Origin of the sequence: Catenulispora yoronensis, from assembly GCF_039531695.1 — a bacterium.
GTDB lineage: Bacteria > Actinomycetota > Actinomycetes > Streptomycetales > Catenulisporaceae > Catenulispora > Catenulispora yoronensis.
The window spans coordinates 1-15611 of sequence record NZ_BAAAQN010000037.1 but is presented as its reverse complement, the minus strand read 5'-3'; the positions used below and the strand labels follow the sequence as shown (position 1 = coordinate 15611).

The following is a 15611-nucleotide window of genomic DNA, read 5'->3' as shown; positions in this document are numbered from 1 at the left end:
CACACGGCTCCTGCACGACAGGCGCAGAGCACTGCTCTAAGGTCGGCTATGACGCAGATATGAACACGTTCCAGTTTCGTTGGGAGCCTTAGACGTGAGCGCACCGCACATCGGTTACGCCGCCATGTTGGAGCAGTTCGGCCCGGTGGAGGTCACCGAGTACTCGGCGCTGGCCGAGCAGCACGGGTTCACCGGCACGATGGCCGCGGACCACTTCCAGCCCTGGGTCCCGCAGCAGGGCCAGGCCCCGTTCGTGTGGAACGTGCTGACCGCCATCGGCGCGAAGACCGGCACCGACCTCGGCCCCGGCGTGACCTGCCCCTCGTTCCGCATGCACCCCGCCATGATCGCCCAGGCCTCGGCGACGCTGGAGGCGATGTACCCGGGCCGGCACTGGCTGGGCCTGGGCTCCGGCGAGGCGCTGAACGAGCACATCGTCGGCGGGTACTGGCCCGAGGCCCCGACCCGGGTGGCGATGATGTTCGAGGCCATCGAGGTCATCAACAAGCTGTTCACCGGCAAGGACGTGAAGCACTCCGGCAAGTACTTCACCCTGGAGACCACCCGGCTGTGGACCATGCCGGAGGCCGCGCCGCCGATCTACATCGCCGCCGCCGGCCCCTACACCTCCCGCAAGACCGGCGAGCTGGCCGACGGCATCATCACTCCGGGCGCCGCGCACTCCAAGGTCTCCGGCGTGTTCGAGAACTTCGCCGCCGGCGCCCGCAAGGCCGGCAAGGACCCGGACACCATGCCGAAGATCCTCCAGCTGCACCTGTCCTGGGCCCCGACCGACGAGGAGGCCCTGGCCAACGCGGTCACCGAGTGGCCCAACGGCGGCATGAAGTTCCCCAAGCAGGACATCCGCTCGCCCTTCGACTTCGAGCAGATGGCCAAGCTCGTCCGTCCGGAGGACTTCGAGGGCCGCATGGTCATCTCCTCCGACCCCGACGTGCACCGCGCCAGCATCCAGGCGTTCCTGGACCTCGGTGTGGACCGCGTCTACCTGCACAACGTCGGACGCAACCAGACCGAGTGGATCGAGGTCTTCGGACGCGAGGTGCTGCCCAAGCTGCACCGCTGAGCCGGTCCCCGCTCCCGAGCCCGAACCCGGACCCGGTCCCCGCTGCGTGCGGGGGCCGGGTCCGATCGCTTCCGCCGGGCAGCGGCGGGACAGCCGCTGGACAAGCGGCGGACTTTGCCCGGCCTTCCGTATCGCCCGTTCGAGGGAACCAGGGGGCTCGGGCCCGGCGTGGCGCACCGGGGCGGCAGCACACTGATCGTCGGATCCGCACCCCGACGGGTGCGTGGCAGATGGGAGGTGGGGGCGCGTGGCGACCCGGCACAGGAAAACCGGCCCCATACGCAAGGCCGCCGAGACGCTTCTGGGCGGGGCCGCCGGAATCGGGGCGGTCACGGCGGTGGCCACCGCGCTGCACGCCGGGGCCGGGCCGACGGTGGTGGCCGGATCGCCGGTCCGGACGGCGCCGGTGACGTCCGGCTCGGTGGCGTCGGGCTCGGTGGCGTCCGATTCGCCGGCGTCCGGCGAGGACGGCTCGGCGGCGACGGCCGTGGTCACGCCGGACCCGGTCGGGGCGGCTACCGCGGCGCCGTCGACCCCGGCGCAGGGCGCTGTCACCGACACCGCGCCGCGGATACAGGACGCGCCGACGCATCACAGCACCGCGCAGCAATCGGCGCCGACCTCGGCCGGGGCGCCGGCGGCCGGGTCCCCGCCGCACGGCAACGGACCGCTCTCCTCCGCACCGCCGAGCCAGGCGACCTCGGCACCGCAGCCGGATCCGCGCAGCCGGCCGAGCACGCCGCCGGGCCCGGAGCCGACGACGCCGACGGCCGCGCCGAGCGTGCCGGGTGCGCCGGGTGCGCCGGGCACGCCGACGGCTTCGGCTCCTGCTTCGGCGCCGCCGGAAGTGCCACCACCGGTGTCGACGCCAGTGTCGACGCCGGCGCCGTCCGCGCCTTCGCAGCCGGTCAAGCCGGGGCCGCGGGGCCAGGACGGCCCGGGAGGCACGAGCGGAAGTGGGGGTGGAGGAGGCGGGGAAGGCGGACTCGGCGGACTGCTCGGCGGGGTCCTGGGAACGCTCGGCAGCGCGGTGGGGACGGTGCTGGGCGGGCTCGGGCGGCATTGAGTCGGGTGACGCGTCGAGCGGGTGACACCGAGGGGGATGGCATCGGCTCGGGGCGGCGGCTCTGGGCGGCATTGGCTCAGGGCGGCATCGGCTCGGGCGACATTGGCTCAGGGCGGCGGCGACAACCACATCAAGTCCGCCTTGAGCTCGTCGTCACCGACGGTGCCCGGACCACCCGGCGCACCGTCGGCGGTCGGCCGCCGGGCCGCCGGAACCCGTCGCGCACCGCCGCCGCGACGTCATCCGGCACTGATTCGACCGATTGCGGCCCCATAGGGCAGGATGTGCTCTGATGCGCGACGGCCTCGGCCGATTCCCGGCGGTGCGCACCGCCGCCGAGGGCGGCCGGACTCCCGTCGGCGCACCCGGGGATATCAGGTGTTTGTCAGACTTCTCGGGAGGGAACCACCGCCCCGGGCCCTACGGTACGTACGTCAGTTCGCACGGCGTCCCGTCGAAGAGGCATCCGGCCGGCGCGACCAGGGTGCCGTCGAAGCCGAATCCGAACGTGACAGCGGCGCCGGCGGCCAGGGCCGGGCGCCACGCCGCCGGCGTGACGGTCACCACGTCGCCGCTCATCGCGGTCTCGCCGGTGTCCGTGGGCTGATGCAGGGTGGCGCCGGTGACCTGGAACGTCAGGTGCCAGTCGGTCAGCGGTACCGCGCCGGTATTGGTGACCGTCACGGCGGCGCGATAGCCCTCGCCCCAATGACTGGTTACCTTGAACTGCACAAGTGCGGAGGCTGAGATAGGAGCGGAGGATGCGGCGGCGGGCGGAACGGCCGGCGGGGCCGGCGACGAGCGGCTCGAACGCTGCCCCGGCGCGCCCTGGGCCGACCCCGGCCCCGGCTGTCCCTGCGATCCCGGCCGGCCCTGCTGCCCCGGCCGCGACTGCTGTCCGGAGCGCGCGGACGGCGACGTCGGCCCCGGCGTCGGCGACGCCGCCGACGACCCCTGCGGCACCGATCCGGCCGACCCGGCGCCACCCGGCACCCCCGCGGCCGCCGTCCGGCCCCCGTCCGCCGGAGCGCACACCGCTCCGCAGTCCGCGGACGCCGACCCCGGCGTCCCCACCGCACCCAGCCGCCCGGCGGCCAGCAACCCCGCACACCCGGCCGCCACGACCAACGCCGCGGCCACGGTCAGCCGGACCGTTCCTCGGTACCAGCCACCGCGGACCTCGGCCGGATCCTCGTCTTCGGGGTCGGGTTCAGCTCCGGATCCGGAGCTGGAGCCAGGTCCAGACCCGTTCCCAGAGCCGGTCCCAGAGCCAGATCCGACTCCAGATCCGGCTCCAGCTCCGATCCCGGTTCCGGCTCCAGATCCGACTCGAGATCCGGCTCCAGCTCCGGATCCGATCCCAGATCCGGCTCCGGATCCGGCTCCGGTCCCAGCTCCAGGCCCGGAGTCAGATCCGAACCCGGTCCCAGGGCCGGGTCCAGAACCAGGTCCGGATCCAGAACCGGTCCCGGCACCGTTTCCGCTTCCGGCTCCCGCTCCGGCTCCGCTTCTTGCTCCGGCTCCGCTTCCCGCTCCGGCTTCCGCTCCGATCCGGGTCTCGACCGTGGCCTGCGCCCCGACCCCGAGCCGAAGCTCGGTGGTCGTCTCGACCGCGCGGTCGTCACCGTCATGGTCACCGCCACCGCTGCCGCCCGCCGCTCCCGCCTCGCCCATGGCCGTGCCCGGGGTGGTGGTCGTGTGCTCGCCCACTGCGCTCCGCTCCCGCTCCGTCCACCCTCGTGCCGCCCGCCGGCCGGCCGTGCCGTTCAAGGCCGCGAATCCCGGTGCCCCAAATCCCGCCGCATATCCCAGTGCTGCCCGTCCCCGCGCCTTCTATCTCAGCCCGGCGCCTCCCGGCGCCGGCCCGGCCCGGCCGGCATGACCCGCGACCCGCGCCGGTCCCGGCCCGGCTTGGCGGCATTGCCGCGATTGCCGGCCGATCGTGCCCCGATCGTGGGCAAAAGCTATCGCCCCGGCCCGGTCCGGGCACAACACCCGTGGCAGCGTCCCAGGTGAGGCGGCCTCCGGCCGGAAGCCCGGCGCCGCGCCGGATGGGGCAAACGACCGCGCCGGGTGAGGAAGTGTCGGCATGATTGTGTCTGGGCCCCCGCCGGGGGCCGCACGGACCACCCACAGGACGGCGGGAATGGCGTCGGCGTTCGACCTCTCCGGTTTCTCGGTCACCGACATGGTCGTCGCCTCCGGGGAGCTGCGTGCGGCCACGGCCGGCGCGGCCACCATGGAGGAGGGCTCGGCCGCCATCGTCGACTGGCTGCGCCGAGCCTTCACCGACCCGGCCACCGGCCGGCCGGCCTTCGCGCTGGCCCGCATGTTCCACACCGTCACCTGGGACCGCCTCACTCCGGACCTGCACAGCTACATCGCCACCCGGGACCCGGCGGCGGCCGCCAACGACGACGGCCTGCCCTACCTGACGCTGCTGGCCACCTCCGGCGACCATCCGCACTGGGCGGACCGCCGCAACTCCCGCGACCACCAGGCCATCCCGCTGTCCGCCTCGGACGTGGTGCGGCGCGCGCCGCTGGCGCTCGCCCTGCTGGACCGGCTGCTGGGCCTGCAGCCGCCCCCGGAGCCGGCGGCCCCGCCGGCACCACGGTCGCCCGGCCCGCACGGTTCGAACGGCGCCGGAGGCGGGGGCGCGGGCGGCGGCGCCAGCGGAGGCGCCGGCGGCGAGCAAAGCCCGGGCCTGTCGGCACGGCTGCGCGACCGGTTCGACGTCTTCCACGTACCCGAGGCCCTGGGCAGCCCCTACGTCCCGACGCCGGAGTTCGTCCGCGACTACCAGATCCGGTCGGCGATAGCGCTGGGCGCGGTGCTGGACTCCGGCGGCCCGGAGCATCCCGACCTGCCGGGCGTGCGCAACACGTCCCTCTACACGGCCCTGCTGTACTCGCGGGTCCGGATCCCGGCCGAGACCGCGGCCCACTTCCGGACGCTGGCGGCGGCGATCCGGCTGGCGCTGACGCCGCTGCTGGGCTCGCCGCTGTTCGCACCGACACCGCCGGGCGTGGGCACGGCGTCGGGGCATCAGCTGTTCGGCGCGCGCAATGGCAACGGCACCAGCAACGGCAACGGCGCCGGGCCGGGCGCCTCCGGTCCCGGCGCGTCCGCGCCCGGCGGGCCCGGGAGCGGGGTGGCCACCGCGCCCGGCGGCAACGGCGTCCCGCCCGGGGCGACGGCCGGGAACGGGAACGGAACGGGCAACGGAAGCGGCAACGGCGCCGGGCCCCGGCCCTCGGTGACCCTGCTCCCGCAGCAGGCGGCCCCGCCGCCGTCCTCCATGGCCGCCAGCCCGGGCGACGGCAACGCCGCGGCCCAGGCCGCCGAGGCCGAGCTGCGCGCCTCGCAGCGGCGGCTGACGCAGGAGACGCGGATCGTCGAGACCCTCTACATGATCGGCCAGTCGCTGGCCCGGGAGCTCGACACCCGCAAGATCGCCAAGCTCGCCACCGACGCCGCGACCACCGCGATCGACGCCGAGTTCGGGACCTGCTTCTACTCGCTGGTGTCCACCGACGGGCAGGCGCAAACCCGGTTCGTGCTGGCCGGCAAGATCCCGGCCGAGCGGTTCGAGTCGCTCCCGATGCCCCGGCCGACGCCGCTGGTCGGCGCGGTCTTCCCGGGCACGGCGCCGATCCGCTGCGCGGACGTCACCACCGACTCCCGGTACGGGCAGCGCGCGCCGTTCCACGGCCTGCCACCGGGGCACCCGCCGGTGAAGTCGTTCCTGGCGCTGCCGATCACCACGATCAGCGGCACGGTGCTGGGCTCGATGTACTTCGGGCACTCCGAGTCCGGCCGGTTCACCGAGCGCGACGAGCAGATCGTCAAGGGCATCGCGGCGCAGGCCGCCTCGGCGATGGACAACGCGCGGCTCTACCGGCAGGAGCGGGAGACCGCGGTCGAGCTCCAGAACTCGCTGCTGCCGGCTTCGCCGCCGCAGGTCGCCGAGCTGGAGATCGCCTTCACCTACCTGCCCGGAGCGCAGGGCACGCAGGTCGGCGGCGACTGGTTCGACGTGATCCCGCTGGCCGGCGGCCGGGTGGCGCTGGTGATCGGCGACGTGATGGGCCGCGGCATCCGGGCCGCGGCGATCATGGGCCAGCTGCGGACCGCGGTGCGCGCCTACGCGGTGATGGACCTGCCGCCGGGCCAGATCATGCACCTGCTGAACCGGCTGGTGTGCACGATGTCCTCGTCCTCGGCCCCGCCGAGCGGCGCCCTGGGCGCGACCGGCACGCACAACGCCTCCGGCGCCCTGGCCGCCTTCGACGACGGTATCGGCGAGCAGATCGCAACTTGCGTCTACGCCGTCTACGACCCCGCCGAGGAGGCCCTGACCTGGGCCAGCGCCGGGCACATGCCGCCGGCGGTGATCACCGCGGCGGGCACCGCGCACCTGATGGAGGACGACCTCGGCATGCCGCTGGGCATCGACGAGGCGGTGTTCGAGGAGAAGGTGCAGACCCTCCCGGCCGGGACCCGGCTGCTGCTCTACACCGACGGCCTGGTCGAGTGCCACAACGCGCCGCTGTCCGAGCGCCTGGCCCGACTGGCCACGGAGCTGGTCCGCGAGGACGACACGCCGGTCGGCTCCGGCCTGCCGGGGGCCCGGCGCGCCCCGGGCGAGCCGGAGACGGTGCAGCGCACCTGCGACCGGCTGCTCCACGCGATGCTGTCCGGCGACGAGCACGACGACGTGGCCCTGCTCATGGTCCGCACCCGCCCGACCCGCATCCGCAAGGCGTCGCTGGACCTGGACCCGGACCCGATGGCCGCCCGGGCAGCCCGCCGCTTCGTGACCGCCACACTCGCCGAGTGGCACCTGGAGCACCTCTCCGACGACGTGCTGTCGGTGGTGACCGAACTGGTCACGAACGCCACCCAGCACGCGGCCACCACCAGCCAGCTGGCCCTCCGCTCGCACCCGGGCCGCCTGATGGTCGAGGTCGCCGACCGCGACGGCCGGATCCCCCGCCCGGCGGTGACGCAGGTGATGGACGAGCGACACCGCGGCCTGCTGATAGTCGGACAACTGTCGCAGCGCTGGGGCGTGCGGCCGACGGACCGCGGAAAGATCGTGTGGGCGGAGATGTCGGCGGACGGGTAGGGCGGGCTGAAGCAGGCGGGCTTCAGCAGGCGGGCCGGCCGGTCCTGCTGGCCGGACTCGCCAGCCCGGGTGTCAGGTTGGCCGGAACAGCCGGACTGGCCCGACTGGCCGAAGTGGCACGCTGGCCACGGCCGGGCTGGCTGGCTGGCTGGTCAGACTGGTCAGGTCAGGTGGTTAGATCGGTCAGGTTGGCCGGAGTCGCCAGCCTGGCCAAGGGCCCTGCTGACCGACCTACAGCAGCGGCCTCAGCGCTTCTCGCACCCGCCGCTCCACCACCGCCAGCGCCAAGTTCGCGTCCTCGCGGGCGAACGGCGCGCCTTCCCGGTCCACCAGCGGCGCGGGAGTCCAGGGGCCGGCCCCAGCGGCCGTCGCCGGATTCCCGGCTCCCCCAGCCACCGCGAGTTCGCGCAGCGAGGTGCGCGCGCCCTCCGCGACGGGCAGGCCGCGCGCGGCGGCGCGATCCAGCACCGCGCGCCGATGCCGCCGTCGCAGCGGGTCGGCGGCGACCGCGACGGCCGCCGCAGGAGCGCCGAACAGCAGCCGAGGCAGCGTCGCGGCGGCGTACCAGGCCTCCAGGAGCGCCGCGGCCAGTCCCAGCCGCGGCAGGCGGTCCACGCCCCGGTACGCGGCCGCGACCGGCTCCAGCACCAGGCCGTGCACCTCGACCAGGGCCAGTCCGGGCGCCGAGGAGGCGGACAGGTAGGCGGTCACGACCGTCTCGGCCGGGTCGGACAGGATGCGGAAGCGGCGGAAGACCCGGGGTGCGGCGGCGCCGCGCGGCGAGGGCAGCAGCCGCAGCGAGGCGTCGGTGGTCTGGCCGACGGCCAGCACCGGGCCGGTGGCGACGACGAAGTCGTCCCACACCACCGCGTCCAGCAGCCCCTCGGGGCCCAGCCCCGGGACGCCGGCCGCCAGCGCGTCGGTGACCCGCTCGATCATGTCCTGGACGTCGTAGCGGATCGGGCCGGTCTCCAGCAGCCAGCGGCGGCGCAGCACCTGGCGCCCGGAGCCGGCGAACGGCCGCGCCGGGTCGGCGAGCACCTGCCGGTCGGAGGCGTCGCGGGCGGCGAGCTCGGCCAGCGCGCGGCGGGCCCACACGGTCTCGGTGGTCACCCACCGGTGCGTGGCGAAGCGGTCCCGGCGCAGGCGGTCGACCAGCACGTGCCGGGCCGCGACGCGCTCGACGAACACGATGGACCACGCGGTGCCGGCGGCGGCCAGCGGCACGAACAGCCACGCCACCCACGGGGAGCCCGGGCCGACGTTCCGCAGGTGGTCGGCGACGTGGATCCCGAACGGGTGCGCCAGCCCGGCGGCGGTCAACAGGAAGGCGCCGCCGCACGCGCCCCACAGCAGCGCGGCGAAGCGCGCCATCGGCATCACCGAGGCGGAGCGCGGGCCCCGCGGCTCGGAGGACGGCGCGCCGTAGGGCTGCGGACCGGGCCCGACACCGGCGCCGGACAGCAGCAGCCGCAGACCGGCGCCCCACAGCAGCCAGGCCGCGACCGTCCACACCGACACCAGCAGCGCCACGAAGACGAGCGCGACCAGCGCCGTGTCCCGATGCAGCCGGCGGGCGCGGGCGGCCAGGCAGTGCCGCAGCACCAGGATCTCGTCGACGCCGGCCGACGGCGCCGGGGCCCGGCCGTCGTCGAAGACGAACTCCCGCAGGGCCCGGCGGGCGAATGCGGCGTCGACGTGCGCGGCGGCGCACAGGTAGCGGGTCGCCTCGTCGCCGGGGGCGGGGGCGTCCCAGGTCAGCGGGGTGGTGCGGGGGGCCGAGGCGGCAGCCGCCGCGCCGACCGGCACCCGCGGGCTCGGCGGTATGAAGCCGTAGGAGGCCGAGCCGCCGGACGCCGAGCCGAGTCCGCCGGCGGCACGGATCTCGGACGCGAGCTCCGCATCGCTCTTGACGCCGTCCTCCACCCCGGTCTCGCCGTAGCTGGAATCGCCGTAGCTGGAATCGCCGTAGTCGGAATCATCGCCGAACTCGCCGCCGGAATCGCCGCCGGAGCCGGAACCGGGCTCGCCGGAATCGCCGGCATCGCCGCCGGAGCGCCGCCCGCCCGAGCCGCCGAACAACACCTCGTTGAGGATGTCCGAGGCCCGTCGTAACCGGCTCTCGCGCGGCGGGCCAACGCCACCAGCGCCACCGCCGCCGTCCTCAGCGCCGGTCCCTGAGCCGTGCTCGGCGGCGCCGTCGCCCCCGGCCGCCCCGGAACCGTCAGCCGCCCGGTCCGCCGCCTTCAAACGCGCTCTCCCCACGACTCGCCGCACCTGTGCGCCACCAGCAAACCATCTGATCGCGCTCCCCGGGCGGCGATCGCATCAGAGTATGGACTCCACGCCGGGCTCCGCACGCCGCCACGCGCTCTTTGACTAAGTTGTGACCCGGAGGCTTGCGATACTGGCCGCCATGTCCCCACGCACCGCCCGGCACCCGTACCTGGACCACCGCGGTCCGATCCCGTTCGCCCACCGCGGCGGCGCGGCCGGACCGGCCGGCGAGAACACCCTGGCCGCCTTCCGGCTCGCCGTGCAGGCCGGCTACCGCTACCTGGAGACGGACGTCCACGCCACCTCCGACGGCGTGCTGCTGGCCTTCCACGACCGCCGCCTGCAACGGGTGACCGACAGCCGGGGCCGGATCAGCGCGATGAGCGCCGCCGAGATCGCCAAGGCCCGGATCGGGGACGAGCCGATCCCGACCATGGCCGAGCTGCTGGCCGAGTTCCCGCGGGCCCGGTTCAACATCGACGTCAAGGAGCCCAACACCGTCGAGCCGCTGGCCGCGCTGCTGAAGCAGGCCGACGCGCTGGAGCGGGTCTGCGTCAGCTCCTTCTCCGACGCCCGCCTGGCCACCGTCCGCGAGCTGCTCGGACCGGAGGTGTGCACCAGCGCCGGGCCGCGCGAGGCCTGGCGGATGTGGCGGGCCTCGCGGCGGCTCAAGCCCGGCGAGGCCCCCGACGCCGCCGCGCTGCCGCAGCTCGCGGCCGACTGCTTGCAGCTGCCCCCGGCGCTGGGCAGGATCGTCGTGGTCGACGAGCGGCTGCTGGCGGCGGCGCACGCCGCCGGGGTGCCGGTGCACGTGTGGACCATCAACGACGACACCGAGATGGACCGCTTGCTCGACCTCGGCGCGGACGGCATCATGACCGACCGGCTCGACACCTTGAAGACCGTGCTCACGAAACGAGGAAACTGGTCCTGATGCCGATCGACGACACCGCCAGGACCAGCCTCGCCACCGCCGACCCGTCCCCCGAATCCCCGGACCCGGCACAGCTCTCCCGCCGCAAAGGCTGGTACCGCTACGCCTGGGGCGCCCACGCGTTCCCCACCACCGTGACCGCGGTCTTCCTCGGCCCCTACCTCACCGACATCGCCCAGAACGCCGCCGGGGGCGAGAAGCACTTCCTGCACCTGGCGGGCCTGAGCATCCGCGCCGAGTCCTTCTACCCCTTCGCGGTCACCGCCGCCGCCCTGCTCCAGGCCTCGATCCTGCCGCTGATCGGCGCCGCCGCCGACCGCAGCGGCCGCACCCGGACCTACCTCACCGCCGCGATGACCCTGGGCGTGACCGCGACGCTGCTGTTCTACACCGTCTCCGGCGGCGCCTACCTGTGGGGCGGAGCCCTGTTCCTGGCCGCCTCGCTGGGCTACTCCACCGCCAACGTGCTCGCCAACGGCTACCTGCCGACCCTGGCCGACCCCGACGACCGCGACGCGATCAGCTCCAAGGGCTGGGCCATCGGCTACCTGGGCGGAGCGGTCCTGCTGGCCGTCAACCTCGCGATCTACACCGCCCACAAGCCCCTGGGCCTGTCCGAAGGGCATGCGGCCCGGGTGGCCCTGGCCTCGGCGGGCCTGTGGTGGCTGGTGTTCGGCACCGCCGGCATCCGCCGCCTGACCGCCGGCACCTCCCGCCTCCCAGCAACCCAACGCCCCGAGTCCGGCACCGGCTACCGGCAGCTCGGGCGCACCCTGGCCGCCCTGGCCCGCAACCGCAACGCCCTCCTGTTCCTGCTCGCGTACATGTCCTACAACGAGGGCGTCCAGACGGTCATCTCCTTCGCCTCCACCTACGGGAACAAGCAGCTCGGACTGGGCAAGTCCGTCATGGCCTCAGCGATCCTCCTGGTCCAGTTCGTCGCCTTCGGCGGCGCCCTCTGGATGGGCCGCCTGGCCGCCCGCCACGGCACCCGCCGCACCATCGCCGGCTCCCTGCTGGTCTGGATCGCCCTCCTGGTGGCCGCCTACTCCATGACCAAGGGCGCGGCCTGGCAGTTCTACGTCCTGGGCTGCGGCATCGGCCTGGTCCTGGGCGGCACCCAAGCGCTGTCCCGCTCCCTGTTCGCCCAGATCATCCCCGCCGGCCAGGAGAGCGAGTACTTCGGCCTCTACGAGGTCAGCCAGAACGGCGTGGCCTGGATCGGCTCCCTGACCGTGGCCCTGGCCATCCAGTTCACCGACTCCTACCGCACCGCCATCATCTCCCTGGTCGCCTTCTTCGCCCTGGGCCTGCTCCTCCTGGCCCGCACCGACCTCAGAACGGCCATCCGCACCGCCGGCAACCAGGTCCCCGACCGGCTCTAGCCCCCATAACACTGTGTGACGAATCCCACGTCCCACTACTCCTATCAGCCGACAGGCAACGTTTGCCCGTTTTTGCCCGGTGGAACCCATCCGTGGGAGGCTCGTGGAGCACACCCACCCACGCCAGCGGCCCGGTCCGCCCGACCCGGTCCGGAACAAAACGTGCGCCGCGACGCGTTGTGACCGGGTGAGACCGTCTGGAGGGAACACCAATGAGCGAGCGGGCACTGCGCGGGACGCGCCTGGGCGCGACCAGCTATGAAAGCGACGCGGGGATCGACTTCGCCCCCCGCCAGGACATCGAGTACGTGTGCCCGAACGAGCACCGCTTCATCATGCCGTTCTCCGTCGAGGCCGACGTACCCCCCACCTGGGAGTGCAAAGTCTGCGGCGCCGTCGCCCTCCTGGTCGACGGAGCCCCCCCGGAGGAAAAAGCCGGCAAGCCGGCCCGCACCCACTGGGACATGCTGATGGAACGCCGCACCGTGGCCGACCTCGAAGAAGTCCTGGCCGAACGCCTCGCCGTCCTCCGCGACGGCGGCATCGGCGGCAGCACCGAACTCAGCCGCCCGGCCCCCGCCCGCACCATCGCGGGCCGAGCCAAGAAATCAGCAGCCGCAGCCAAGGCCTCCGCAGTCAAAGCCCCGGCCTCCCCCGCCGGCAAGCCCAAGACAGCGACAGCCCGCCCGGCCACCCGCAAAACAGCAGCCCACGCCGACTGACGAACGCACAACCGCAGGCTGATCCACCTCCACCCAAGCAGCAACGCGACTCGACTGCTGAGCAGCGGATCGCCAACACCTGCGCACACCACCGATGTCCTATTGAGGCACGACTCAGCCGCGCACAGAACCAGGAACTACGACTACAGTAGGACGAGCGCCACCCACCACCAGGGGGCGCCCACAGACCCCGAGCCGCACCGCATCCCCCCGACGGTGCGGCTCGGGCTTTTTCATGTCAACGCTCGACGACACACACGAGGCGGCGATGCCACCAACGATCGCCCACTGGTAACAACCATGCTCAACGCCGCCAGCACCAGACCAGTCGCCCTGCCATCACAACCGGCAACGGCAAGCAAAACAAGACCGGCCAGCATTACAAGCGGCAGCGGCCAGCAAAACCGGTCAGCATTGCGACCAAGCGCCCCGCCACAATCTCAACCGGCAGCAGCCAGCAAAACCGGTCACTATCGCAAAGGGTCGCCGCACCACCTTCACAACCGGCGGCGGCTGGCAAAACTGGTCGACATCACAACCGGTCGCCCCGGTTTTTGCTTTGCCCAAAAGTTAGGTCTTCGGTTCCGGTCTTTCCGTCGCGTCGGCGGGCGTAGCCAATCGCGCCGCTCAGGCGGTGTCAAGGCTCGCATGAGCTGGGGCACAAGCCTGAAGGGTCGCCTTGATACCGCCTGGGCGGTGTGATTCCTTCAGGCGACGATGCGACGGAAAGACCGGAACCGAAACCGGAACCACAGCGCTAAGGCAAGGTAACCGCCTGGCCCACTCTTTCCAGAGCGAGGCCCTCCCCGGAGGGGCCGCCGGAGGCGCAGTTGACTTTGATCTGGCTTTTGATCTGGGGTTTCCCCACCCCCGCAACAGCTCTCGGAGATCGACAGCACCACCCACCCAAGGACCGCAACAGACCAGTCAGCACTGTGGCCGAAGGTCGTAATAAAAGCCTTTACCCCCACCAGCAGCCGCACCCTTCAACCCCATCACAGCCCCCTGATTTCCCCTACTCCCCCTCCTTGCGCATCGCCGCCACACGATTACCGTGAGCATTGACGAGCCTGTGACATGGGACGCACGGCGTTGACACCCCACTCGAAAGGTCGCGCACTCATGACTGAAATCGAACAGCTGCCCGACCTCCCCACCTTGCCCTTCCCCAGCCCCTCCCTCAGCCCCCCCACCGAATACGCTACCCTCCGCGCCACCTGCCCCCTCGCCCCCGTCCGCCTCCCCAGCGGCGACCCCGCGATCCTCCTCCTCAAATACCGCGACGTCGCCGCCGCCATGGCCGACCCCCGCATGTCCCACAACCTCACCGGCCCCGACGCGCCGCGCATGACCGCCGAGCCGAGCTTCCTCCAGGACCCGGACATCCTCCTCAACAAGGACGGCGAGGACCACCTCCGCATCCGCCGCATCGTCGCCAGCGCCTTCACCCCGCGCCGCATCGAGCGTTGGAAGCCCGCGATCGAGCGCGTCGCCAACGAGCTCGTCGACGCGATGGAGAAGACCGGTCCCCCCGCCGACCTCGTCTCGGACTACTGCTTCGCGCTCCCCGTCCGCATCATCTGCCGCCTCCTCGGCGTCCCCGACGACGACGTCCTCCGCTTCCGCGTCTGGTCCAACGCCTTCGCCGCCGCCGCGCGCATGGAGCCCGAGGAACGCGTAACGCACATCGGCGCCTTCCTCGGCTACATGACCGAGCTGATCGCGGCCAAGCGCGCCGAGCCCGGCGAGGACCTCATCGACGACCTGATCACCGCCCGCGACGGCGCGGACCGCCTCACCGAGCCCGAACTCCTCAGCATGGCCACCGGCCTCATCGCCGCCGGCAACGAGACCACCTCCACCGCGCTCAGCCGCTTCCTCGTCGAACTCCACGAGAACGACCGCCGACTGTGGACCCAGCTCCTCGACCACCCCGACCTCCTCCCCGGCGCGGTCGACGAACTCCTCCGCTTCACCGGCCTGAGCAACAGCACCCTGCTACGCCTCACCGTCGAGGACGTCGAGCTGCCCTCCGGCACCGTCAAAGCCGGCCAAGCGGTCGCGATCGCCGGCAACTGCGCCATGCGCGACCCCGAGGCCTACCCGGACCCGGACACCGTCCGCTTCGACCGGGACGCGCCTCCCACCCTGATCTTCGGCGGCGGCCCGCACTACTGCCTGGGCGCCCACCTCGCCAAAGCGGAGCTGAACATCGGCCTCGGCACGCTCCTCAAGCGGCTGCCCACGCTGCGGCTCACCGCCGGCCGCGACGAACTGGAGTTCAGCGGCGGCGAGATCGTCGACTCGATCCTGTCTCTGCCCGCCACCTGGTAACGCCCGAGCTCGCCGACCTCCAGACAGGCATCCAGGTAAACAGCCATATAAACGTCCACGTGGGCAGGCGCATGTTCGCCCACGTGGACGTTTCTTGCTGCCGCCACGCCCTTTGACAGCGCACACCAGCCCTGATCGGTACGATCGACGTCGCCAGAAGAGGTGGGCCATCACGAGGAGGCGGCCATCGACACGCCAGTGCAGCGCCGATCCGGAGCAGAGCCCGCGCCCGAACCGCCCCAGTCGGCGCCCAAGCCACGACGGCCACGCCAACCGGTCTCTCAGGCGGCTCCGGCTCCGGCTCCAGCTCCGGCCGCCAACCCGGCGCAGAATCCTCCGACCCAATCGCCGCCCAAGCCACGACGGCCACGCCAACCCGACGCCCAGTCAGCCTCAACCGCGAAGTCGGACCCAACCTCGAAGTCGGCCCCGGCCCTCAGCCCAACCCCAACCTCGAAATCAAAGTCGACTGCGGCTCCCAGCCCAACCCAGAACCCTCCGCCCCAGTCACCGCCCAAAGCGCGCGCATCGGCCCGAACCTCGAAGTCAACTCCAGCTCCCGACCCAGCCCCAACCCCAAAGCCAACCCGCAAGTCATCAACCCCGCCTCTCAACCCAGCCCCCGAACCGCAACCGCAACCGCAACCGCAACCCGATCCCACCCCCCACCCCCACCCC

Annotated in this window: 9 protein-coding genes and 1 pseudogene; 7 read left to right on the top strand and 3 right to left on the bottom strand. The window is 72.8% G+C overall.

The features are described 5' to 3' along the window. Window positions 1-94 precede the first annotated feature (94 nt). Window positions 95-1084: a TIGR03557 family F420-dependent LLM class oxidoreductase gene (locus tag ABD481_RS26850; protein WP_344668539.1), complete on the top strand. Its 990-nt coding sequence runs from the start codon at window positions 95-97 to the stop codon at window positions 1082-1084. A 247-nt stretch (window positions 1085-1331) separates the two neighbouring features. Beyond that, the gene (locus ABD481_RS26845; protein ID WP_344668538.1) at window positions 1332-2150 is read left to right on the top strand and encodes a hypothetical protein; all 819 of its coding nucleotides are present in this window, start codon (window positions 1332-1334) and stop codon (window positions 2148-2150) included. Window positions 2151-2570: 420 nt separating this feature from the next. On the opposite strand, the gene ABD481_RS26840 is transcribed toward ABD481_RS26845, so the two are convergent. After that, entirely contained in the window at window positions 2571-3290 is a 720-nt protein-coding gene (locus tag ABD481_RS26840) for a cellulose binding domain-containing protein (protein ID WP_344668537.1), read from the bottom strand. Window positions 3291-3292: 2 nt separating this feature from the next. Beyond that, a complete protein-coding gene (locus tag ABD481_RS26835; protein WP_344668536.1) occupies window positions 3293-3625 on the bottom strand; it encodes a hypothetical protein in 333 nt (110 codons plus the stop codon). Window positions 3626-4296: 671 nt separating this feature from the next. On the opposite strand from ABD481_RS26835, the gene ABD481_RS26830 reads away from it, so the two are divergent. Further along, window positions 4297-7281, top strand: coding sequence for an ATP-binding SpoIIE family protein phosphatase (locus ABD481_RS26830; RefSeq protein ID WP_344668535.1), 2985 nt, complete (start codon window positions 4297-4299; stop codon window positions 7279-7281). Between the two features lie 231 nt (window positions 7282-7512). Here ABD481_RS26830 and ABD481_RS26825 read toward each other — a convergent pair whose 3' ends face one another. Then, complete coding sequence (locus ABD481_RS26825; protein ID WP_344668534.1) at window positions 7513-9546, bottom strand: hypothetical protein; 2034 nt, start codon at window positions 9544-9546, stop codon at window positions 7513-7515. 151 nt (window positions 9547-9697) lie between these two features. On the opposite strand from ABD481_RS26825, the gene ABD481_RS26820 reads away from it, so the two are divergent. From ABD481_RS26820 to ABD481_RS26805, 4 genes and pseudogenes are all read left to right on the top strand, one after another. Beyond that, window positions 9698-10492, top strand: a complete 795-nt coding sequence (locus ABD481_RS26820) for a glycerophosphodiester phosphodiesterase family protein (RefSeq protein WP_344668533.1) — start codon at window positions 9698-9700, stop codon at window positions 10490-10492. After that, complete coding sequence (locus ABD481_RS26815) at window positions 10492-11877, top strand: MFS transporter (RefSeq protein WP_344668532.1); 1386 nt, start codon at window positions 10492-10494, stop codon at window positions 11875-11877. The genes ABD481_RS26820 and ABD481_RS26815 overlap by 1 nt, the downstream gene beginning before the upstream one ends. Window positions 11878-12089: 212 nt before the next feature. Then, window positions 12090-12422: pseudogene (locus ABD481_RS26810) on the top strand (RNA polymerase-binding protein RbpA); the annotation flags it as partial. 1299 nt (window positions 12423-13721) lie between these two features. Then, window positions 13722-14933 carry a cytochrome P450 gene (locus ABD481_RS26805; protein ID WP_344668531.1) on the top strand — a complete coding sequence of 404 codons (1212 nt, stop codon included), beginning with the start codon at window positions 13722-13724 and terminating at the stop codon, window positions 14931-14933. Window positions 14934-15611 lie beyond the last annotated feature (678 nt).

What these genes read in the sequence shown, in the direction of transcription:
- ABD481_RS26830 (WP_344668535.1), top strand. Translation starts at nt 4,297, where the DNA reads ATGGCGTCGGCGTTCGACCTCTCCGGTTTCTCGGTCACCGACATGGTC.
- ABD481_RS26820 (WP_344668533.1), top strand. Translation starts at nt 9,698, where the DNA reads ATGTCCCCACGCACCGCCCGGCACCCGTACCTGGACCACCGCGGTCCG.
- ABD481_RS26815 (WP_344668532.1), top strand. Translation starts at nt 10,492, where the DNA reads ATGCCGATCGACGACACCGCCAGGACCAGCCTCGCCACCGCCGACCCG.
- ABD481_RS26805 (WP_344668531.1), top strand. Translation starts at nt 13,722, where the DNA reads ATGACTGAAATCGAACAGCTGCCCGACCTCCCCACCTTGCCCTTCCCC.